The sequence below is a fragment of the Rhizobium sp. Rhizsp82 genome (assembly GCF_047325115.1).
Taxonomy (GTDB): Bacteria; Pseudomonadota; Alphaproteobacteria; order Rhizobiales; family Rhizobiaceae; genus Rhizobium.
This window is the reverse complement of record NZ_CP168570.1, coordinates 3,005,093-3,025,457: the sequence shown is the minus strand read 5'-3', so window position 1 is coordinate 3,025,457 and position 20,365 is coordinate 3,005,093. Positions and strand designations below refer to the sequence as shown.

Annotated in this window: 15 protein-coding genes; 6 read left to right on the top strand and 9 right to left on the bottom strand. The window is 60.1% G+C overall.

The window, feature by feature from the left end; translation table 11 throughout:
- The first annotated feature begins 8 nt into the window (after positions 1-8).
- Positions 9-548: a Pycsar system effector family protein gene (locus ACEN84_RS20040; RefSeq protein ID WP_413709670.1), complete on the top strand. Its 540-nt coding sequence runs from the start codon at positions 9-11 to the stop codon at positions 546-548.
- Positions 549-927: 379 nt separating this feature from the next.
- Positions 928-1,140: a cold-shock protein gene (locus tag ACEN84_RS20035; protein WP_007533154.1), complete on the top strand. Its 213-nt coding sequence runs from the start codon at positions 928-930 to the stop codon at positions 1,138-1,140.
- Between the two features lie 76 nt (positions 1,141-1,216).
- Here the strand turns inward: ACEN84_RS20035 and dusA are convergent, their stop codons facing one another.
- Positions 1,217-2,263: a tRNA dihydrouridine(20/20a) synthase DusA gene (dusA, locus tag ACEN84_RS20030; protein ID WP_413709669.1), complete on the bottom strand. Its 1,047-nt coding sequence runs from the start codon at positions 2,261-2,263 to the stop codon at positions 1,217-1,219.
- A 334-nt stretch (positions 2,264-2,597) separates the two neighbouring features.
- Here dusA and ACEN84_RS20025 point away from each other — a divergent pair, with 334 nt between their 5' ends.
- Positions 2,598-3,245 (top strand): J domain-containing protein, encoded by a 648-nt coding sequence (locus ACEN84_RS20025; RefSeq protein ID WP_413709668.1) that lies wholly within the window; start codon positions 2,598-2,600, stop codon positions 3,243-3,245.
- Positions 3,246-3,626: 381 nt separating this feature from the next.
- Here ACEN84_RS20025 and tnpC read toward each other — a convergent pair whose 3' ends face one another.
- From tnpC to ACEN84_RS19995, 6 genes are all read right to left on the bottom strand, one after another.
- Positions 3,627-5,282, bottom strand: a complete 1,656-nt coding sequence (gene tnpC / locus ACEN84_RS20020) for an IS66 family transposase (RefSeq protein WP_413390881.1) — start codon at positions 5,280-5,282, stop codon at positions 3,627-3,629.
- A 45-nt stretch (positions 5,283-5,327) separates the two neighbouring features.
- Positions 5,328-5,675: an IS66 family insertion sequence element accessory protein TnpB gene (tnpB, locus tag ACEN84_RS20015; RefSeq protein ID WP_008536653.1), complete on the bottom strand. Its 348-nt coding sequence runs from the start codon at positions 5,673-5,675 to the stop codon at positions 5,328-5,330.
- Complete coding sequence (gene tnpA / locus ACEN84_RS20010) at positions 5,672-6,079, bottom strand: IS66-like element accessory protein TnpA (RefSeq protein WP_413390885.1); 408 nt, start codon at positions 6,077-6,079, stop codon at positions 5,672-5,674. Before tnpA ends, tnpB begins: the two co-directional genes overlap by 4 nt.
- Positions 6,080-6,125: 46 nt before the next feature.
- Positions 6,126-8,582, bottom strand: a complete 2,457-nt coding sequence (locus ACEN84_RS20005; protein ID WP_413709667.1) for an ATP-binding protein — start codon at positions 8,580-8,582, stop codon at positions 6,126-6,128.
- 80 nt (positions 8,583-8,662) lie between these two features.
- Positions 8,663-11,746, bottom strand: a complete 3,084-nt coding sequence (uvrB, locus tag ACEN84_RS20000; RefSeq protein WP_413709666.1) for an excinuclease ABC subunit UvrB — start codon at positions 11,744-11,746, stop codon at positions 8,663-8,665.
- Positions 11,747-11,896: 150 nt separating this feature from the next.
- Complete coding sequence (locus ACEN84_RS19995; RefSeq protein ID WP_413709665.1) at positions 11,897-12,940, bottom strand: class I SAM-dependent methyltransferase; 1,044 nt, start codon at positions 12,938-12,940, stop codon at positions 11,897-11,899.
- A 317-nt stretch (positions 12,941-13,257) separates the two neighbouring features.
- Here ACEN84_RS19995 and ACEN84_RS19990 point away from each other — a divergent pair, with 317 nt between their 5' ends.
- Both ACEN84_RS19990 and ACEN84_RS19985 read left to right on the top strand, forming a co-directional pair.
- Positions 13,258-15,258, top strand: a complete 2,001-nt coding sequence (locus tag ACEN84_RS19990) for a putative bifunctional diguanylate cyclase/phosphodiesterase (protein ID WP_112716819.1) — start codon at positions 13,258-13,260, stop codon at positions 15,256-15,258.
- A gap of 164 nt (positions 15,259-15,422) precedes the next feature.
- The gene (locus tag ACEN84_RS19985) at positions 15,423-16,673 is read left to right on the top strand and encodes an MFS transporter (RefSeq protein ID WP_130278132.1); all 1,251 of its coding nucleotides are present in this window, start codon (positions 15,423-15,425) and stop codon (positions 16,671-16,673) included.
- Between the two features lie 136 nt (positions 16,674-16,809).
- Here ACEN84_RS19985 and ACEN84_RS19980 read toward each other — a convergent pair whose 3' ends face one another.
- Positions 16,810-18,243, bottom strand: a complete 1,434-nt coding sequence (locus ACEN84_RS19980) for a peptidoglycan-binding protein (protein WP_413709664.1) — start codon at positions 18,241-18,243, stop codon at positions 16,810-16,812.
- Positions 18,244-18,431: 188 nt separating this feature from the next.
- Positions 18,432-19,664 carry an MFS transporter gene (locus ACEN84_RS19975; RefSeq protein ID WP_413709663.1) on the bottom strand — a complete coding sequence of 411 codons (1,233 nt, stop codon included), beginning with the start codon at positions 19,662-19,664 and terminating at the stop codon, positions 18,432-18,434.
- Positions 19,665-19,886: 222 nt separating this feature from the next.
- On the opposite strand from ACEN84_RS19975, the gene ACEN84_RS19970 reads away from it, so the two are divergent.
- On the top strand, positions 19,887-20,240 hold the full coding sequence (locus tag ACEN84_RS19970) for a DMT family protein (protein WP_112716806.1): 354 nt from the start codon (positions 19,887-19,889) through the stop codon (positions 20,238-20,240).
- The last annotated feature ends 125 nt before the right edge of the window (positions 20,241-20,365 follow it).

Sequence of the window (20,365 nt, the reverse complement as noted above, 5' to 3'; positions counted from 1 at the left end):
GTAAGTGCGTGGCGGATTTCGAAAGTGCGACTGAACTGATGATGAGCGATCCTTCGACAGAGGATATCGGATCGGAATATTTCGACCATATCAAGAAGATAAACGATATCTTCTACGATCAGATCAAGATATCCGATCAGAAGGCGGCTTACATCTTCACCTTCATGCTTGCCTTTCTCGTCAGCTCAAGCGAGGTACGCGCGGTCTTTACATGGACGCGCTATGCCGACGGAAACCTGCAGCACATTCTGTTCTCCGGTCTGCTTGCAGCGGCGTCCGTCTTCTCGATCCTGTCGGCGATCCTGGTGGTGCTGCCGCGCCATCTCACCAAGTCCACCTCGCTATTCTGGGGCACCTGGGGCGAGCACCGGCAGCTCTTCTGGGACGCGGCGGCGCGGCGCGACGAGCGCTATCTCTTCGCCGAATATCTCGACAATGCCGATATTCTCTCCACCATCGCGCGCGGCAAGTACCGTTGCGTCACACTCGCGTTTCGCGGATTGATGGTAACCGTCATCGCTTATGTGCTGCTTCTGGTCGCCGGGTAACGACCGGTCCTTTTCCGGCACGGAATCCCGTTTTGAAACAGCAGTGGCTGTGGAGCGTTACCATTGGTCAAGTATCTGAATCTTTGGCATTTCCGGCCTTGCTCATGAGCATGTCACAATATTGCCGCTTGCTTTTTTTCCCGAATGCTGTCACGTCATGCAGTACTCGGGCATTAGCATGCCGGTGACTGGACAGATGTGGTAGCCCTCCCGCAAGGGTGGCAGAGCGGCTAGAAACCGCTTCGTAGACGTTCTTTCCCCGTACGTGACTTCTCCGACTGACCCTTCGCGCCCGGTTTCGGGACGAAAGCTAAAGCCGTCCGCTTCCTCTCGAGGGGGCGGATACTAAGACAAGACTAAGGGAAAAGGACTATCCCACATGGCCACCAAGGGCACCGTAAAATTCTTCAACCAGGACAAGGGTTTTGGTTTCATCACTCCGGAAGGCGGCGCTAAGGACGTATTCGTCCACATCTCCGCTCTCCAGGCTTCCGGCATCCAGTCGCTGCGCGAAGGCCAGCAGGTCACGTTCGACACCGAGCCGGATCGCATGGGCAAGGGCCCGAAGGCCGTCAACATCTCGGCTAACTAATTCGATTTCTGCCTTCCGGCAGGAATGAGAACGGCGCCCTCAGGGGCGCCGTTTTTCGTTTGGGCCGTGGCCAAAATCAGGCGCTGAGGGCTTCCGCCGGCGACGGCGAAACATCGACCGCGGCGAAGGCGGCGGCGATGACATCGGGGCCGGCGCCGGGCTTCGTCGCATCGGTCGAGAGGATCTGGCGGTAGCGGCGCGCACCCGGCAGGCCGGTGAACAGGCCGACCATGTGGCGGGCGATATGCTGCAGGCGGCCGCCATTGTCGATATGGGCGGCGGCATAGGCCATCATCCGGTCGCGCAATGCGTCCCAATCCATCTCGCGCGCAGGCGCTCCGTAGAAGCGCTCATCGACTTCGGCGAGGATTGCGGCATTCTGATAGGCGGCGCGGCCGAGCATGACGCCATCGACATGCTGCAGATGGCTTTCTGCCTCATCCAGCGTATGGATGCCGCCATTGATGCCGATGAAGACATTCGGCCAGCGTTCCTTCATGCGATAGACCATCGAATAGTCGAGCGGCGGGATCTCGCGGTTTTCCTTCGGGCTCAGGCCCTTCAGCCAGGCCTTGCGGGCATGGATCCAGATGGCGTCGGCGCCGGCATCGAGCACGCGTGTGACGAGATCGGGCAGGGCGGCCTCCGGATCCTGCTCGTCGACGCCGATGCGGCACTTGACGGTGACCGGCACCGAAGACACCGCCTTCATGGCGCGCACGCAGTCCGCCACCACCTCCGGCGTCAGCATCAGGCAGGCGCCGAACGTGCCGGATTGCACGCGGTCGGAGGGACAGCCGACATTGAGATTGATTTCGTCATAGCCATAGGGCGCAGCGATCCTGACGGCTTCGGCGAGCTTTGCCGGATCGGAGCCGCCAAGCTGCAGCGCGATCGGATGTTCGGCAGCATCGAAGGAGAGCAGCCGCTCGCGCGGCCCGTGAATGATCGCGTCAGCCACGACCATCTCGGTATAGAGCAGGGCGTTGTGGCTGATCTGGCGGTGGAAATAGCGGCAATGACGGTCGGTCCAGTCGATCATCGGGGCCACGGCAAAGACCGGCCCATTGGAATAATGCGCCTTGCCCTCAGCCAAAGATATCCCGCCGCCTTGCGCCGCCATGCCGTCTCGATCCTGTTTCGCTGCCGTCCCGCCACAATCTGGCCCATCAGAGATGGGAAGGCGGGGCGCGAAGCGCAACCGCCGGGAACGAGGGTGCTATACAGAACAAACCGCACGAAAGCGAGCGGCAAAATCCGGGCGCGACAGCGGCCGGCCGCCGCGCTTTCCCCATGAAAATGGCGGCGAGTTCACAATTTCGTCCCGACCGGCGGAATAATGTGGGCCGGCGCGGCCGGGGCTTGATGCATCCGGGGCAAGCGCGTAGGTCTTGAAGCAAGGATGCTGCAGGGCGTCACCGGCCGGAGACATGGCCGGGAATGGGCGCGCTGCGGGAATGCGAAATGCGGAAGAGGTGGGCGGTTTGATCGATCCCTATGTGATGCTCGGAATTGACCGCGATGCCGGGGAGCAGGCGATCCGCAGCGCCTGGCGCAAGGCCGCCAAGACCTCGCATCCCGATGCCGGTGGCGATGCCGAGCATTTCGGCAAGCTGCAGGCCGCCTATGATCTCCTGAAGGACCCGGTGCGCCGCCGCGTCTATGACGATACCGGCTACGATCCGCAGCTCGCCGACCCCAAGGATATCGAGGGCGTGCTGATGCTGGAAAAGCTCGTCAACGACATCATCCTCGACGAGCGCGAGCCCGGCAGCTTCGACCCCGTTGCCGCCATCCGCCGCAAGCTCTCCGACGACATCGTCAAGAACCGCTTCCACATCCTCGAACTGGAGCGCCACCGCAACCGCGTCCGCCAGCATATCGACCGCCTGGGCCGCCGCCCCGAAACCGACGTCCTCGGCTCCATGCTGCGGGCGCGGAGCCAGTCGATCACCGACGCGATCCAGAAGGCGCAGGGGCAGATCGAGGCGATCGAGCATGCGTATCAGATGCTCGAGGGGTATAGCTATGAGCTGGAGGCGCTGGTGATGGTCGCGGAGCGGGAGAGTGAGGTTGAGGTGAGGCGGGGGGAGGCTGCGGAGTAAATACTCACGTGCTCTTGACCATAGAAAGCCAGTGCGAGACAAGAACGCTTGGGATGGATGGTTGGAAGGACTTAGTTTGGAATTCACCCGTTTCGCTATGATATAAGCACATCGAGTATCTTTTATCGCAGATGGAGAATAGTGATTTTAACGTAGAGTATGCTTGTGAATTTCTCCGGCCCATCTCGATGAGAATTCCATTTTCTCCGATCTTCTCGGCGCGTTGAAATAGAGCGTGAATCCAGTTGCTAACGTTCGCAAGAGATAGAACGCTGTTCACCGCCTCTTGCTTCATTGGAAATGCGATATAGCTTATAGCGTTGCTAGATATCAGATTATTTCTCCCGCGTAGAAGAGTAAGCCTCCGGTGAAGGCCACAGGTCAGGCAGCTTGAGCGTTGACGGTCGGCGGCGTCCAATTCCACGGAAGCAACTGCTCCAGCCTGATAATCGGCGTGTCAGCTATGCGGGCAAGAACGTCGGCCAGCCACGCCTGCGGATCGATGTCGTTGAGCTTTGCCGTCATGATCAACGTTGCCATGAAGGCTGCACGATCCGCGCCGCGGTCTGATCCGGCGAAGAGCCAGGACTTCCTACCGAGTGCGAAGCCTCGCAGGGCTCGCTCCGCGGCGTTGTTCGTGAGGCAAATCCGGCCATCCTCCAGGAATGACGTGAAGCCGTCCCATCGCTTGAGCATATAATCAATGGCCTCCGCGACCGGAGAACTGCGTGACAGCTTTAACCGCTCGGTTTGAAGCCAAGCCTGCAGATCATTGACGAGCGGCAGGCTTTCCTTGTGGCGACTCTCCAGGCGTTGATCGGCGGTGAGCCCGTTGATCTCGCGCTCGATATCGAACAGGCTGTCGATCCGTTTGACGGCCTCAAGCGCCATAGGCGAGATTGGCGTGGCGTTCTTTCCACGCTTGGCGTTTGCGGCAATGTCGGCGAGCACGAAGAACTTGCGCCGCGAGTGCGCCCAGCAAAACGCCTGACTTAGCGGATTTGGATCGCGATCATCCTTGAACAGCGGATTGTAGCCACCATAGGCGTCCGCCTGCAGAATACCGGTGAAGGTCTTCAGGTGGCGCTCCGGATGTTCCTGCCGCCGATCGCGCGAGGCATAGTAAAGGGCTGCCGGCGGTGAGAGGCCTCCGAACGGCCGATCATCCCGGACATAAGTCCAGATGCGGCCCGTATCGGTCTTTCCCTTTGCGAGGATCGGGACGGTCGTGTCGTCGCCATGCAGTCGCTCGGCGGCAAGGACATGCGTCTCGATCAGGGAGTGGATGGGCTTCAGCGCCGCTGCACATGCTCCAACCTGATCGGCCAGCGTCGACAAGCTGAGGTCGACGCCCTCGCGGGCATAGCGTTCGCTCTGGCGATTGAGTGGCTGGTGCTGGGCGAACTTCTCGAACAGGATCATCGCCAGCAGGTTCGGCCCTGCAAAACCGCGGGGCGTTACGTGGAATGGTGCCGGCGGCTGCGTGATCTTCTCACACTCGCGGCAGGTAAACTTCTCCCGCACCGTCTGGATGACCTTCCACTGACGCGGTACGACCTCCAGGGTCTCGGTGATGTCCTCGCCAAGCTTCGACAACTTAGCCGATCCGCAGCAGGCGCAATTGGCGGGAGCGGCGATAACGACGCGTTCGCGTGGCAGGTGTTCGGGGAATGACTTACGTGACGGACGCCTGCGCTCGAAGGCTTTGACGGTTGAAGCTTTGGCGGCGATTTCCGCGACCAATTCATCTTCACCGGCATCCGCTTCGAGCTCCTCGAGCTGCAGTTCCATCTGCTCAAGGAGCCGCGCCTTACGCTCGGATCGGCTGCCGTAGAGTTCACGTCGAACCTTGTCGATCTCCAGCTTCAGCCGTGCGATCAGCGCCTCGGAATGCGATACGAGTGCCTTGGCGCTGGCGGCTTCTGCCTTGGCGGCCGCCGCTTCTGCTTCGGCTGCGACACGGCGCGCACGTTCCTGGGCCAGCAGTGCGAGGGCACTGGCAAGGTCGTCCGGAAGCTCTTCGGTCGCATTGCTCATGACAGGATGGAATCATATTCGACCCCATCATTCCAGTGTTTTTGCTTATCCGGCCGACGTTGGCCGCCAGGTCTTTTGCGGCATCCGCCAGTCGATGCCCTCCAGCAGATAACCGAGCTGCGCAGGCGTGATCACTACCGTGCCATCGGCCGCTGAAGGCCAGATGAAGCGTCCTCGCTCGAGCTTCTTCGTGAACAGGCAAGCTCCCTGGCCGTCATGCCAGATCACCTTGATCAAGCCACCGCCTCGGCCGCGGAATACGAACAGGTGACCGCACATCGGGTCGCGCTTTAGCGCCTCCTGCACCATCAACGACAGACCGGGGAAGCCTTTGCGCATATCGGTGTGGCCCGTCGCCAACCAGACCTTCACTCCACTCGGAACCGGGATCATCGCAGCCCCAGCACGCAATCGAGTATCCGGCCAAGCGCTTCCGTGTCGATGTCGCTATCCACGCGGACGCGTCGGCCCCGACCAAGTTCGATTGTTACATCACTGCGCTTCCGACGAGGATGGAATTTGGTGGGTGGTTCCGGCTGAGCGGGGGAGACTGTCGAAGCGGCCTCGGACACGATCACCGGCACCAAAGCCGCAGTGTCAGATCTTGGCTCCTCGATCCGACAAAGCTCTTTGCGCCAACGGAACAACTGGCTGACATGGATGCCGGCCGCGCGGGCAATCTCGGAGATGACCGCGTCTGGCTCAAAGCACGCAGCGACGAGCCGCTCTTTATCTTCGCGTGACCAACGCCGACGGCGCTCCACAGACGTGATCACCTCAATTGGATGCTTCGTCATATGACTACTCCTAGTGTTACCACTAGGACTGGCAGTCAGCAGGCCGTCATCGCAAGACGGCCTTCACCGTGGGCTTACGTAGAAGATAAACTAGATCGCTTGCTGTATACCCGCGATGGTTGATGGGCATGAAATGCGAATCTGGAAATTTATCGTTCAGAAGTTCTGCGTTGTCATGAGGAACTGGCACGCAAAAAACCGAATTTACGCCATAATGTTTATAAAGATCCACGTCGTTAGGGAATGCAATTTTTCCTCGAAACAGAAAGCTCGATCTGTCAAACGACAATAGGCAATCTTTATCTGAGTTCGAGCTAAAGTATCTTAGCTTTGACACTTCATCAGCTTTGCTGTCAATAAAGCGAACCGCGGATCTAAAAATTGTCGTGTCGATCGCGTCAGATATGTCGCTGTCAAACGCTAAAAACTTATCTCTAGCGAGATTAATTGGTGCTAGGGCGTTTCCATCTCTGATATCTACCCATACATCTCGTTTGCGAGCGAAAAAATCATTCGAATTATGGTAACGTTTGGCAAAAGCCGGCATCTCAAATAGAGATCTTTTCTGATATATAGGATTGCGAGTACGCGGCTTCTCAGATCGTTCAATTGCGGCAATGGCGATGCCATTTACATAATTCTTTGTAATATTTTCGCTCATTCCCCATGTTACCGCCGGATATTGCTCTGTTGAGAACGTGTCAATTGCTTTGGCAGCTTCAGATCTATTGGCAGAAACCATTTTGTCTGCGGTTCCGTAACCCTTTATTTGAAATGTGACTTTGACGCTTTCGTCGAACTCATAATAATTATTGGCGTCCCGGAAGTAACTCTTTAGAGATTCCTCTGTTTTCTTATCGCAATCTATTTCTATCAGGGTGCCAACTGCGCAGTCGACATAGGAAACATTTATTTCTTTATCGTGTAACGCAGCTTCAAAGGTAATTCCGCGGTTCGATTTCCAGTGACGAGTAGTTAACTTGATAACACGTCCTATGAGAAAAGCCGCTAAAGCACCGACACCAAAGCGTCCTGACCTCGCGACCCGCGACTTTCCATGATTGTCTAGATTGTCAGATTGCCAGACCTTCGAAGACCGATATGATACCCCAGCATTGAGGAAGTAATTCTTGAGGATATCGACAGTCATACCCGCGCCGTTGTCTATGACGCTTACCTTTGCCCCACCTTCTTGTTTTTCTAGAACAACAGAAACGTGCGCTTGCTCGGCGACCAGGTGCGGCGCGTCAGCAGCCTGCGCCTCAAGGACAGCGTCACGCGCATTCTGCAGCAGCTCTCGCACGCCGTATCCAGGATGGTCACCATAGAGAGGTGCAAGTAGGAGAGAAAGCATCTCTGTTTCTGCAACTCGGAATGCAATGCTCTCGGGCACGAACTGTTCGGTTGCAAAGCCCTCAATTATTTTGCTGCGAATACGGCGAATAGACAGTTGTAGCCGGTCAAGTCCGGTCAGTGATTGTCGGCCGTAAAGCTCGCCCAATGTTGCCCAGGTTTTATCGAGCTCTAATTGGAGATCAACTAGCCAGCTTTTGACACGTAGAAAATCGCTGACGCAGGTTGGTCGGCTGTCAACGAATATGGCTTCCGGGTCATCGTGAGTGCGTGTAATGTTGATGATGCTTTGGTGCACACGCCACTCACGCTGCGACACGGGGCTTCTGATCCGATGAATGGCAGCTTTCAATATAGGAGCCCTTGACGCCTGTATCTGGGCATAATCAGCCAAGCGGATTAGCCCCATAAGATAGACCACATGAATTCCGTTGTAATCTCTTAGGTTGTATTCGTTCTCTAGGTAAGAGAATCTATACCTAAGATCTTCGCCGTGGCTTCGCGCAATTAAGCCGATGATGTCGCGCATTCTCTCGTCGAAACCTTCAAGTAGCGACGGGAGGCCCAGCTTGGTGTCTAAGCCATTAGCAATATCATGGGCCAGGCGAGGGTGCTTCCTCCGTATGAATTCGCCGATCAAGAGCCTATGTCGATCTGTAAAATCGAACTCACAATCCGGTATTTCTGGTACCGGTTTATTGTCTCCGAATATTGCGACTAGAGTATCTTCGTTGAACCGCCGGGCTTCGTGAATGAAATCGGACCATTCTTCACTCCAGGACTTGGAATCTAGATTCGTGAATAGAACCGTGTTTTCCTCTGAAATTAGCTGGATAAACTGCGTTTCTGTGAGATGCATTCCTGCGTCATGACAAAAACATGCGCAAATAAGTACTGACAAATCATATGCTGAAATTATATCAAACGCATCTTCATGCATGAACTCGATCGATGACGAAAATACATCTAAACTATGTTTTTCAGAGTGGTTGGTATAATTCCGAAAGAATGGTGCATTGCTATGCTGAAACCATTCGCTAAATCTGTTTATCGCTACTATGGCTTTTGCCGCCATAACGTTATCGGATCGAAACTTGATTCTCAGCTCTTCGGGGAGTGTTTTTTCTATCTGCTCAATCGGGAATAACATATCTATGACCGTCTAATGCGCGTTCAAATAGTATTTCCGATTCTGAATTGCCCATCAAGCTTTGCGTTTTGAGCCACGGTTCACCGCCCCGGCCGCCCAGTCTTCCCCTTCGTCCGGCTCTTGCGCTTCTGCTCGCCCGGATCCTCATAACTCCCGACACCCGTCTTCCCGCGCACCAGCGGGCGCGGGTCATCACGCTCCGGCTGGCCCTCGAGCAGGGGCGAGAAGCGCTTGGTGCTCATTGATGCCTGCGGCTTTTCGGGCAGCTTGCCGCTGACCGGTTTTTCGGTGCGGCCGACGGTCATTTCGTCGAGGTCGTTGCGGCGGAAGAGGGATTTGCCTGCCGGTTGCTGGATGTCGCGGCCCATCTCGTCGAGATTGGGGCGGGAGAAGTAGGAAGTCGCACTTCCGCCCTCGTGGTTCGAGACGGCCCTTTGGGCCTCCTCACCATGAGGGCTACCGTCTGCGCCTGTGGCTCTGCCGTTGCCATCGCGTGTGCTGCCTGCCTCACCCTCATGCTGAGGTGCGGAGGGCGAAGCCCGGAGCCTCGCATCCTTCTTGCCGCCCTCAGACTGAGGCGTTGACGCCGTAGACCGCAGCCTCGAAGCATCCCGCTTGCCGGCTTCCATCGATTTGGCTTCCTCGCGCGCCATCGGGTCGTCCATGACGGCGAGTTCGGCGGCCTTGAGGCGTTTGATTTCGTCGCGCAGGCGGGCGGCCTTTTCGAAGTCGAGGTCGGCGGCGGCGTCGCGCATGCTCTTCTCCAGCGCGTTGAGATGGGTCTGCAGGTTATTGCCGACGAGGTTGCCGCCGTCTGCAAAGCCCTTGCCGTTGACGCCCGAGATGTCGGCGCGGACGTGGTCGCGCTCGTAGACCGAGTCGAGGATGTCGGAGATGCGGGCCTTGACGCTTTCGGGCGTGATGCCGTGTTCGCTATTGTAGGCCATCTGCTTTTCGCGGCGCCGCGCGGTCTCGTCCATGGCGCGCTGCATCGAGCCGGTGATGTTGTCGGCATAGAGGATGACCTTGCCGTCGACGTTACGCGCGGCGCGGCCGATCGTCTGCACCAGCGATGTCTCGGAGCGCAGGAAACCTTCCTTGTCGGCATCGAGAATGGCGACGAAGCCGCATTCGGGAATGTCGAGGCCTTCGCGCAGCAGGTTGATGCCGACGAGGACGTCGAAGGCGCCTAGACGCAGGTCGCGGATGATCTCGATGCGCTCGAGCGTGTCGATATCCGAGTGCATGTAGCGGACGCGCACGCCCTGTTCATGCAGGTATTCGGTCAGGTCCTCGGCCATGCGCTTGGTCAGCACGGTGCAGAGGGTGCGGTAGCCCCTGGCGGCCGTCTCGCGGATTTCGCCGAGCACGTCGTCCACCTGGCTGCGGGCGGAGCGGACTTCGACCGGCGGATCGATGAGGCCGGTCGGGCGGATGACCTGTTCGGCGAAGACGCCGCCTGATTGTTCCATTTCCCAGCCGCCGGGGGTCGCCGATACCGCGATCGTATCCGGGCGCATCGCATCCCATTCCTCGAAGCGGAGCGGGCGGTTGTCCATGCAGGAGGGCAGGCGGAAGCCGTATTCGGCGAGCGTCGCCTTGCGCCTGAAGTCGCCCCGGTACATGCCGCCGATCTGCGGCACGGTGACATGGCTTTCGTCGATGAAGACGATGGCGTTGTCAGGGACATATTCGAATAGCGTCGGCGGCGGATCGCCGGGGTCGCGGCCGGTCAGGTAGCGCGAATAGTTCTCGATGCCCTGGCAGGAGCCGGTGGCTTCCAGCATCTCGACATCGTAGCGGGTGCGCTGCTCCAGGCGCTGGGCCTCCAGCAGGCGGCCGGCCTTTTCGAGCTCGACGAGGCGGAGCTTCAGCTCTTCCTTGATCGACTTGATGGCGCCGTTCAGCGTCGGGCGCGGCGTCACATAGTGCGAGTTGGCGTAGATCTTCACCGATTTCAGGTCGCCGGTCTTGGCGCCCGTCAGCGGGTCGAATTCGGTGATAGCGTCGATCTCGTCGCCGAACATCGAGATGCGCCAGGCCGCGTCTTCCAGGTGGGCCGGGAAGATTTCGATCGTGTCGCCACGGACGCGGAAGGAACCGCGGGTAAAATCCATGTCGCGGCGCTTGTATTGCTGGGCCACGAGGTCGGCCAAGAGCTGGCGCTGGTCGAGGCGATCGCCGACATTCATCTGGAAGGTCATCGCCGTATAGGTCTCGACCGAGCCGATACCGTAGATGCAGGAGACCGAGGCGACGATGATGCAGTCGTCGCGCTCCAGCAGCGAGCGCGTCGCCGAGTGGCGCATGCGGTCGATCTGCTCGTTGATCGAGCTTTCCTTCTCGATATAGGTGTCGGAGCGCGGAACGTAGGCTTCCGGCTGGTAATAGTCGTAATAGGAAACGAAATACTCGACGGCGTTGTCGGGGAAGAAGTTCTTGAATTCGGAATAGAGCTGGGCGGCCAGCGTCTTGTTCGGCGCCAGGATCAGCGCCGGGCGCTGGGTTTCCTCGATCACCTTGGCCATGGTGAATGTCTTGCCCGAGCCGGTGACGCCGAGCAGCACCTGGCTGCGGTCGCCATTCTCCAGGCCCTCGACGAGATCGCGGATCGCCGTCGGCTGGTCGCCGGCGGGCTTGTATTCGCTGTCCATGCGGATGGTGATGCCGCCTTCGGACTTGTCGGGGCGGGCCGGGCGGTGCGGCGTCCAGATCTTGCCGTTCTTGTGCAGCGGGTTGCCGCTCTCGATCAGCTTGGCAAGCGCATCGACCGTGGCGGTGACCGCGGTGCCAGCCGAGAGCGACGACGCTTCTTCGAGGCCGACATCGAGGCCGGAGACCGGATTGAGGCCGGCGGCGGCACGGGTCTTCGGATCGGTCGAGCCGCCGATCGAGACGCCACGCGCCGTCTTGGAGACCGTCGCCTTCTTGTTGACGCTGACGGCTTCGCTGTGCTTGCGCGCCTCGTTCTCGACCTTCTTGCGGTGCTTGCCCGCCTTGGAGGCGATCTCGCGCTGGCTTTCGACGCCCGCGGCCTCGGCATCGCGCTCCAGCTGCTTCACCCAGTCGGCGACGGACCCTTCGAGCGGGGCGCCTTCGAAAGACGACTGGGGAGCTTCCTCGAAGCCATTCGGGGCGGGAGATTTCTTCGGAGTTTTGGCCATGGCCGGAATATGGAGAGAGTCAGCGCGAAATGGAAGAGGCAAAGAGTACAAAAGGGAAACGAATGAATCGTTCGGATTTCGCCAATAGTCGGGCCGAAACAGAAAACCGGCCGGGTTGCCCCGGCCGGTTCATCAGGCGCTGAGTAGGTCTCAGCCGTTCTTCTTGATGACGCCGTAGACGATGTTGCGGTTCTTGCCGAAGAAGACCTTGGATTCGTAGTCCTGGCCGGCTGTCGCCTCGTGGATGATCTTCCACATGTCGGCTTCCGAACGGAGCAGCAGCGCCCAGTTCATGAAGGTCTCGATGTAGCCGTCGACGAGGATCGGGTAGGAATAGTTGGCGAACAGGAAGGTACCGCCGGGCTTGACCATTTCCAGGCAACGCTGCGTCAGCTTGACGGCGACGCGATCGACCAGGTAGTCGTAGAGGCCGGAGGCATAGACGAGGTCGAAGGTGCCCGGGTTGGAGCGGCGCATCAGCAGTTCGCGCACCGAGCCGTCGATCGCCTCGACCGCCGTGCCCTGGAAATCGCGGGCGATGGTGCCGATGCTCATCGGGTCCTGATCGAGGGCGACCCAGCGCTTCAGCGCCTTCTGCTTCATCGCTTCGGAATAGGCGGCTTCGCGCAGATGGCCGGCGGCGACGCTGAGGACTTCCGTGCCCGGGCCGCGTTCGGCGGCAACTTCGTCGACCTGGCGGGCGAGGATGTCGCGGCGGTCCCAGTTGGCCTGCGAGGAGGGGGCGGTGCTGGTATATTCGAACAGCGCCTTGCCGAGATCGGAGGCGGCGTTGACCTTATCCATCACGCTTTCATGGCGGTAGATGAAGTCCAGCAGGGTGGCATCGCCGGAATAGCCGCGCGGCTTGTCCCACGACCACTTGGTCAAAGGATCCTCAAGGAAATAGCTGGTGACGGCGTGGTTCTGGATCAGCGGAACCAGTTCCTGCCAGACGCGCGGGTGAATGCGGGCGCGCATTTCATGCAGCTGCACGGTGACATTGTCGATGATCTTCGTCGGGTCTTCGGATTTCACGAACTGCTGGCGCGCAAGCTCCAGCATGAGGGCGACTTCACCTTTGCTGATGGCCAGATGCTCTTCGAATCGGTCGCTTTTGGGCGCTTCGAGCTCGTTGGCTATGGCTTTGGGCGTAATAAGGCTATGGCCGTCGAAATCCATCTTAGGCTGGGTCACGCGATACGTCCTCTAATCAATTGGGGTTAAATTACCGGGGCACACCTGTACCGTTTTCGGCGATACCTTGAATTGTATATTAGCGAGAAACTCTTCATTAACCATTGAAATCCATAAACATGATTAACGGCGCCGGTTTCGCTGGAATTTAGCAAGCTTTAATGCAGCCCCTCTATTTTGGTGGGGTCGGATTGCCGGTATTGCCGTGTCTCATCACCTGAAGGGGCTAAGCGAACCGCACGAATGCGTCGGTCAATTCCGTCTGGATCAACAGCGGAAAACTCCGGCGGAGATAGTACGGAGCGGTGGAAGAGTGCATGAAGCACGCGATTGCTTATGCGGCAGAGATTGATCTTGAACCCAAGTTGCTGCGGCCAACGCCGGGCGAACTGCGGGATCTCTATCGCATGGAAGGGGAGACTGAGCGAAAGACGGCGACACGGCAGGGGCTGTGGATCGCGGTTATCGTCTATATCCTATTTTCCGCTACCGACCTGCTGCTGATCCCCGACGTCGCCACCTATACGATCCTGGCCCGCGTCACCGTCGGCACGCTGGCGCTGCTGATGCTGGAGGCCGAGGTCTATTTCGGCAAGAGCATCCAGTGGCTCGACCGGACCAGTGCCACGGCGCTGGTGCTCGGCTTTGCCGTCTGGTGCTTTCCGGCGGTGCGCACCGTGCATGCCGACAGCCTGTCCTATTACATGATCTTCGGCGCCATCTTCATGATGGGCGCCAACCAGTTCTTCAATTTCCGCTTCGGCCTGTCGGTACTGGCCTCCAGCGCCGTGCTGACGACCTTCCTGGGCTCGCTGTTCTTCTTCTGGCCGACCAGCATCTACGCGATGGCCTTCGGCATGTTCTACGTGTCGTGCTTCGTCTTTACCTCCTATGTGAACTGGAAGCTCAATCACGAGCGCTACCATGTGTTTCTCAACGCGCTGGAAGCCCGGATGCAGCAGAAGGAAGCGACGGAGCGCGGCGAAGCGCTGCTGCGCATGTCTAATACCGATTACCTGACCGGCCTCGAAAATCGCCGCGCCGTCGACCAGCGTCTGCGTGATCACTGGAAGGAATGGCAGCGCAAGGGCGTCGGCTTCACCGCCATCCTCGTCGATGTCGACTTCTTCAAAAAATATAATGACGGCTATGGCCACCAGGAAGGTGACCGCTGCCTCATCCATGTGGCGCGCACCATCAAGGACGCGATCGAAGTCTACGGCGCATCGATCGGCCGTTACGGCGGCGAAGAGTTCATCGTGCTGGCGCAATTTGCCGAGCGCGAGCGTGTTGCCGAGCTCGCCGAATGCATCCGCGCGACCGTCGAGCAGATGGGCCTGATCCACGAGGAGCGCCGCGACGGCACCTCGATCGTCACGGTCAGCATCGGCGCGGCCTATACGCGCGACCAGAGCGGCAAGCTTGAAAAGATCATCCACGAGGCCGACCGGGCGCTCTACAGTGCCAAGGCAAGCGGTCGCAACTGCGCGCGCCTGTTCGATCCGAACGATCCGTTCAGCAGCGACGAGAGCGAGAATATCGCCGCACTGCTGCGCATCGCCGTGGCGCAGGATCTGTTGTCGCTGGTCTATCAGCCGATCGAGGATATCCGCACCGGCGGCCGCGATGCTGTCGAGGCGCTGATGCGCCTGAAGACGCTGGACGGCAGCTCGATCCCGCCGAGCCTGTTCATTCCGATCGCCGAGCGCACCGGGATGATCCTGGAACTCGGCCGCTGGGTCATTCAGACCGCTTGCCGCGACGTGCTGCTGCCGAACCTGGCGCAGATCGCCAGCGTCAACGTTTCGCCGATCCAGCTGCGCATGCCCGGCTTCGCCGCCAGCGTCGCTGCGATCCTTTACGAGACTGGCGTCTCCGGCAATCGCCTGGCCTTCGAGATCACCGAAGGGCAGGAGATGGAGATGCATGCCGACGTGCTGAAGTGCATCAGCGACCTGAAGACGCTTGGCATCCGCATCTGGCTCGACGATTTCGGCACCGGCTTTGCGGGCCTGTCCTGGCTGCGCCTGATCGACTTCGATACGGTCAAGATCGACCGCTCCTTCCTGCATGGCAGCGCCACGCCGCGCGGCAAGGCGATGCTCGAGGATATCGTCGGGCTGATCCGAAATCGAGGGCCGAAGATCCTGGTCGAGGGTGTCGAGACCGCCGAGCAGCTCACCCTGCTTCGGCAACTGCGTATCGACTATGCCCAGGGCTACCATCTCGGCCGGCCGGCGCCGGTTCAGGCAATCGACTCTACGCCCTCGAAGCCGCCGCGGCCGACGCTTGTCGCCTCGCGTCCGGCAGGCCGCTGACGCCGCCTGCCAAAATGCCGCAGTCTGGCGGTGGAACAATGTCAGGATCGCTGACGTTCTGAAGTGTCACCTCCCGGTGGCACTTCCGCCCGTTTCTGGGCGCTCTCTCCGACGGCATCCGGAATTGCCCCGCCTCGCCGCCGCTTTCGGACGGAGGAACAGACATGTCCGCATTGGCAAGCCTGCGTGCGCTCTCCCCGCAGCAGCGTAATACCCTTGTTGCCAGCTATCTCGGCTGGACCCTTGATGCCTTCGATTTCTTCATTCTCGTCTTCGTTCTCAAACATATCGCCGAAGAATTTCACACGGATGTTCCGGCCGTCTCGGCAGCGATCTTCCTGACGCTTGCGATGCGTGCCGTCGGCGCGCTGATCTTCGGCCTTGCCGCCGACCGCTTCGGGCGGCGCGTGACGCTGATGGCCGACGTGCTGCTCTATTCGATCTTTGAGTTCCTGACCGGATTCTCGACCGGGCTGACGATGTTCCTGATCCTCCGCGCGCTCTATGGGATTGCCATGGGTGGCGAGTGGGGCGTCGGTGCCTCGCTTGTCATGGAGACCGTGCCGGAGGAATCCCGCGGCATCGTTTCAGGCATCCTGCAGGCGGGTTATCCCTCCGGCTATCTGCTGGCCTCGATCGTCTTCTTCCTGCTGTTCCCGGTCATCGGCTGGCGCGGCATGTTCTTCGTCGGCGCGCTGCCGGCGCTACTGGTGCTCTATATCCGCCGCAATGTGGAGGAGAGCCCGGCGTTCATCGAGAGGCAGCGGAAGGGGCGCAGGCCGTTCCTGACGATCCTGCGCGAAAACATCCCGTTGTTCATCTGGTCGGTGCTCTTGATGACGGCTTTCAATTTCCTCAGTCACGGCACGCAGGATATCTATCCGACCTTCATGGAAACCCAGCGCGGCTACGACAGCTACACGACCGGCGCGATCGCCATCGTCTATAATATCGGCGCAATGTGCGGCGGCCTGTTCTTCGGGGCGCTGTCGCAGCGCATCGGCCGCAAGAAGGCGATCGTCATTGCCTCGCTGCTTGCGATCCCGGTCGCGCCGCTCTGGGTGTACGCGCCCGGTCCGGTTCTGCTCGCCATCGGCGCCTTCCTGATGCAGTTCTTCGTCCAGGGTGCCTGGGGCATCGTGCCGGTGCACCTCAACGAGCTGTCGCCGGACGAGGTTCGCGGCACATTCCCGGGCTTTGCCTATCAGCTCGGCAATCTGCTGGCCTCGGGCAATGCGACGATGCAGGCCGGTCTCGCCGCCCACTGGAACGGCGACTATGCGACGGCGCTGCTCGTCGTCGCCGCCGTGGTCGCGGCGGTCGTCGCCCTGTTGGCCGGCTTCGGCTACGAGAAGAAGAATGTGCGCTTCGGCACGGAGGAGGCCGAGGCGCCAAGCGGCGCGTATCGCGCCTGAGCGCGAGGGGCGGGTCACTCCACCCGCCCTTCGCCCGTTTCCGGCTGTAGCTATTTCTTAACCAGCGTCTTCTAATGTTTGTTTTGCGGTGGTCAGGTATTGCGTTCCACTGCAGCTTGATCTGGCTGGCGTGGTGCTAGCTGAAATCCACAAATCCCAGATTGATTGATTCTACACGGCGCCTGTTGCGCGTGAAGACACCATATCCCTCGCGGCTGCCATCATTGTTGGTGTTGCCTTCGAGCGTCACGAGCTTGCCGTCGGCGAGACCGGTCACGAACCCCGTGTGCCCGCTTCGGCCGCCGGTATCGATATAGAAGACCATGCCGGGAATAAGCCTGTCGGGATCGGCGCGGGCCTCGGCTGCGCTGACAATGTTTGCCGTGCGTGCTTCATGTACCATTTCCCAGGAGCGCCAAACGCTAGCCGTCTTGGGCGCCGGGTTGGAGACGCCGATATTGGCGGATGCCTTGGCGAAGCACCAGTAGACAAAGGCCATGCACCAGGGTTGCCCGAGAAGCGATGCCGAGACGCTGCTGAGATAGGCATCCACCTCCGGACCACGGTTGCTGCCGCGGGGAATTTCACGGACGTCGAGCTGTGAGCGCGCGACATCGAGGACGGCGTCCAGCAAGCCGCTTGGTGCTTTGGAGGCGGCAGGAGTGGTGGAGGTTGTCTGATCTTCGTCGAACAGCGAACCCCAGGTCTTCGGGCCGACGACCCCATCGATATCGAGCGGTTCGCCGCCGCCATCTTCATGCCGGGCCTGAAACAGCTTTACCGCCCATTCGGTCTTCTCACCGAAATCACCGTCGACACCGCCTGCTTCGCCGATACCGAGAAGGATGAGCTTTTCCTGTATCCGGCGGACTTCGCCGCCGCTGCCACCACGGCGGAGCATCTGGCCGGGATAGGCCGGCGCCTTGACGACGGTGATGTTCGCGAAGGGCTGCACCGGTGGCTCGTCCGCAGCTGGTGCAGCGGGAGCGGTTAGCGATATGAGGCTATGTTCGACCAGATAGCGCAGGATCGCCATGGCGCCGCATTGCCGGCTGACGGCGCTATCGGACCATTTGCCATCCGCAACATATTTGCCGCTCGTGTAGGCCGTCGTGAAGCTCCAGAGATAAGGGCTTTTGACCTGCGGGTGGAAGCGGCGGTAGCCCCAGCCATTATACTCTTCGAACACAAAGGCGATCTCGGCGACAGACCAGCCCTTGGATTTGACGTCGGCCAGCGCATCGACTGCGCTTTCCTCCCAGGTGAATGGCGGCTTGCCGCTTTTCGGTCGGCCCGCGGGCACCTGAACCGTGCGTGCGGTGAGCGGGTCGCCATTGTGGAGATGGCGGTCGAACCGGCCGTTGGCTTCGAGGCTGTGAATGATGCCGATTACATAAGGTGGAATGCCGGTCTTGCCGCCGACATCCTGATAGCGAGCCCAGTTGGCGGGCGAGATGATCCGCTCGGCAACGGCTCGCACCGCGGACAGATATTCGCTGCGAATTTTCGCCGAAGCGAAGATCAGGTCGTATTCCTGGGTCAGGCCTGGTGAAAGAGTAATGGCTGTCATGGCATTCCTCCCGTTGCGAAGCGGACATGCGCTTGCGCCGTACGGCCCTTCGGGCGCGTGCCGTTCGAAATGTGTTGAGATACCGGTCTGAGCGCCTCGGCCGGTCATGGCCGATGGCGAGATCGCGCTGTATCAAGTCACATCACGGGATGATTTGAAACGAATTGCCTGCAATCAGGGGTGGTTGTCTATTCGGTTGCGGTAGTAGCCCGCCGCTCCGGCACAATTTCCCGCCGCCCGTAGACAAACACCGCAATTGCCGCAAGCGCGGCGAGGCCATGCACCCAGTAGGCAAGCCCGTATCCGCCTTCCTTGGTCAGCCATCCCGCGACGATATTGCTTAGCGAAGCGCCGATGCCCTGGACGGTCATGACGGCGGCGAGGCCGGCGTTGAAGCGGCCGGTGCCGGAGAGGATGCGTTCGGCAGCGAGCGGTGTTGCGATGCCGATAAGGCCGGCACCGGCGCCATCGAGGAACTGGACCGGATAGATCGCCGCGAAGCTTTCGAAGCTGCCGGCGATGGCGCCGCGCAGTGGCAGGGCGCAGAGGGCGATGATGAAGATCGAGGCGAGGCCGAAGCGGTGGATCAGGTAGGGAGCGGCGAGGGCCATGCCAATCATCGACAGCTGCGAGACGCCGGTGACGATCGCCGTCGTGCGGAAGGGCGTGCCGAGCTGGATCGAGAAATCCTGGGCGATCAGCCGGCTCATCGGCGCATTGCCGAAATGGAAGATCAGCAGCGTCACGGCAAGCAGGATGAGGCCGCGCGAACCCGCGATGACGGAATAGCCTGACGGTCCCGGGCTGCCGTCGTCATGGGCAAGGCCACGGGCGACCTTGTTGTCGATGTGGCGGGGATCGATCGCCAGCGTCGCGGCGATGGTGGCGAGGGCGGTGAGGATCATCAGGCCGATGACGCCGTTGAGGCCGAACAGCGAGGTGGCGAGATAGACGCCTGCCAGCGAGACGACATTGCCGGCATGGTTCCAGAATTCGTTGCGCGCCACCTGATCCGGAAAGGCCGCTTCGCCGACGAGGCCGAGTGTCAGGCCCATCAGCGCGGGGCCGATCACGGCGCCGACGATCGCCGTCATCGATTGACCGCCGAAGACCGAGGCGTTGTCGGGGCTGGCGAGCGTCCAGAGTGCGGCTGCTGTCACCAGGACCACCGGCACGATAATCAGCAGCCGCTTGTGAGGTGAGGTATCGACGAGAGCGCCGAAGAGCGGCGTGGCGATCAGCCCGAGAATGCCGCCGAGGGTGGCGACCACGCCGAGCGTCATCGGCGTCCATCCATGCGTCGCGAGGAAGCCGTCGAGAAACGGGCCTAATCCGTCGCGGGCATCCGCGAGGAAGAAATTCAGGGTTGCGAGGGCGGCGAGCGAGCGGCCGGAGAGGCGGGATGGGTGCGAGGCGGTCACGGGGCTTCCTTCGGGACTATGCTTTGTCCTGAAGGTGGATCCGCTTTTGTGCGGGCCGCTTCCGGCGCTCGCCATGAACGGTGGACCCGATCGAAAGTTCCCCGGTTTTGCGGCGTGAGCGGCTATTGCTGTGAAAATCCGTTGCGCCGCCAGAGAGGCCTTGAAGAGCGTGGATTTCGGGATACATGGTGGCGCCAGCAGTCACGCCTCAAGGATTCTCCCATGCCGTTTTCGCTGAGCCCCGCCGCCGTCTGGCCGGTCATCATGCTTTTTGCCTCGAATATCTTCATGACCTTCGCCTGGTACGGGCATCTGAAGCACAAGAGCAGCGCCATCTTCTTGGCGATCATCGCCAGCTGGGGCATCGCCTTCTTCGAATATTGCCTGGCGGTTCCGGCCAACCGTATCGGCTCGGCGGTCTATACAACGGCGCAGCTGAAGACGATGCAGGAAGTGATCACGCTGATCGTCTTCGCCGGATTTTCGATCTTCTGGCTCGGCGAAAACCTCACCTGGAACCACGCCATCGGCTTTGCGCTGATCGCGATCGGCGCATCTTTCATCTTCCGCGGCTGAGGAGTGGCCGCCTGCCTTAGGGCAAAAGCGACAGGCGGCCGGCCCTGCGATAGGGGTGGCTGATCCCAGGGCAGGCGGGTCCGTAGCGGATCGACTGGCGGCGCTCCATCAAATCGGCGCCGTCT

Coding starts and splice junctions, on each gene's coding strand:
- ACEN84_RS20035 (WP_007533154.1), top strand. CDS start 928: ATGGCCACCAAGGGCACCGTAAAATTCTTCAACCAGGACAAGGGTTTT.
- dusA (WP_413709669.1), bottom strand. CDS start 2,263: ATGGCGGCGCAAGGCGGCGGGATATCTTTGGCTGAGGGCAAGGCGCAT.
- ACEN84_RS20025 (WP_413709668.1), top strand. CDS start 2,598: ATGCGAAATGCGGAAGAGGTGGGCGGTTTGATCGATCCCTATGTGATG.
- tnpC (WP_413390881.1), bottom strand. CDS start 5,282: ATGAGCAATGCGACCGAAGAGCTTCCGGACGACCTTGCCAGTGCCCTC.
- tnpB (WP_008536653.1), bottom strand. CDS start 5,675: ATGATCCCGGTTCCGAGTGGAGTGAAGGTCTGGTTGGCGACGGGCCAC.
- tnpA (WP_413390885.1), bottom strand. CDS start 6,079: ATGACGAAGCATCCAATTGAGGTGATCACGTCTGTGGAGCGCCGTCGG.
- ACEN84_RS20005 (WP_413709667.1), bottom strand. CDS start 8,582: ATGTTATTCCCGATTGAGCAGATAGAAAAAACACTCCCCGAAGAGCTG.
- uvrB (WP_413709666.1), bottom strand. CDS start 11,746: ATGGCCAAAACTCCGAAGAAATCTCCCGCCCCGAATGGCTTCGAGGAA.
- ACEN84_RS19990 (WP_112716819.1), top strand. CDS start 13,258: ATGAAGCACGCGATTGCTTATGCGGCAGAGATTGATCTTGAACCCAAG.
- ACEN84_RS19985 (WP_130278132.1), top strand. CDS start 15,423: ATGTCCGCATTGGCAAGCCTGCGTGCGCTCTCCCCGCAGCAGCGTAAT.
- ACEN84_RS19980 (WP_413709664.1), bottom strand. CDS start 18,243: ATGACAGCCATTACTCTTTCACCAGGCCTGACCCAGGAATACGACCTG.
- ACEN84_RS19970 (WP_112716806.1), top strand. CDS start 19,887: ATGCCGTTTTCGCTGAGCCCCGCCGCCGTCTGGCCGGTCATCATGCTT.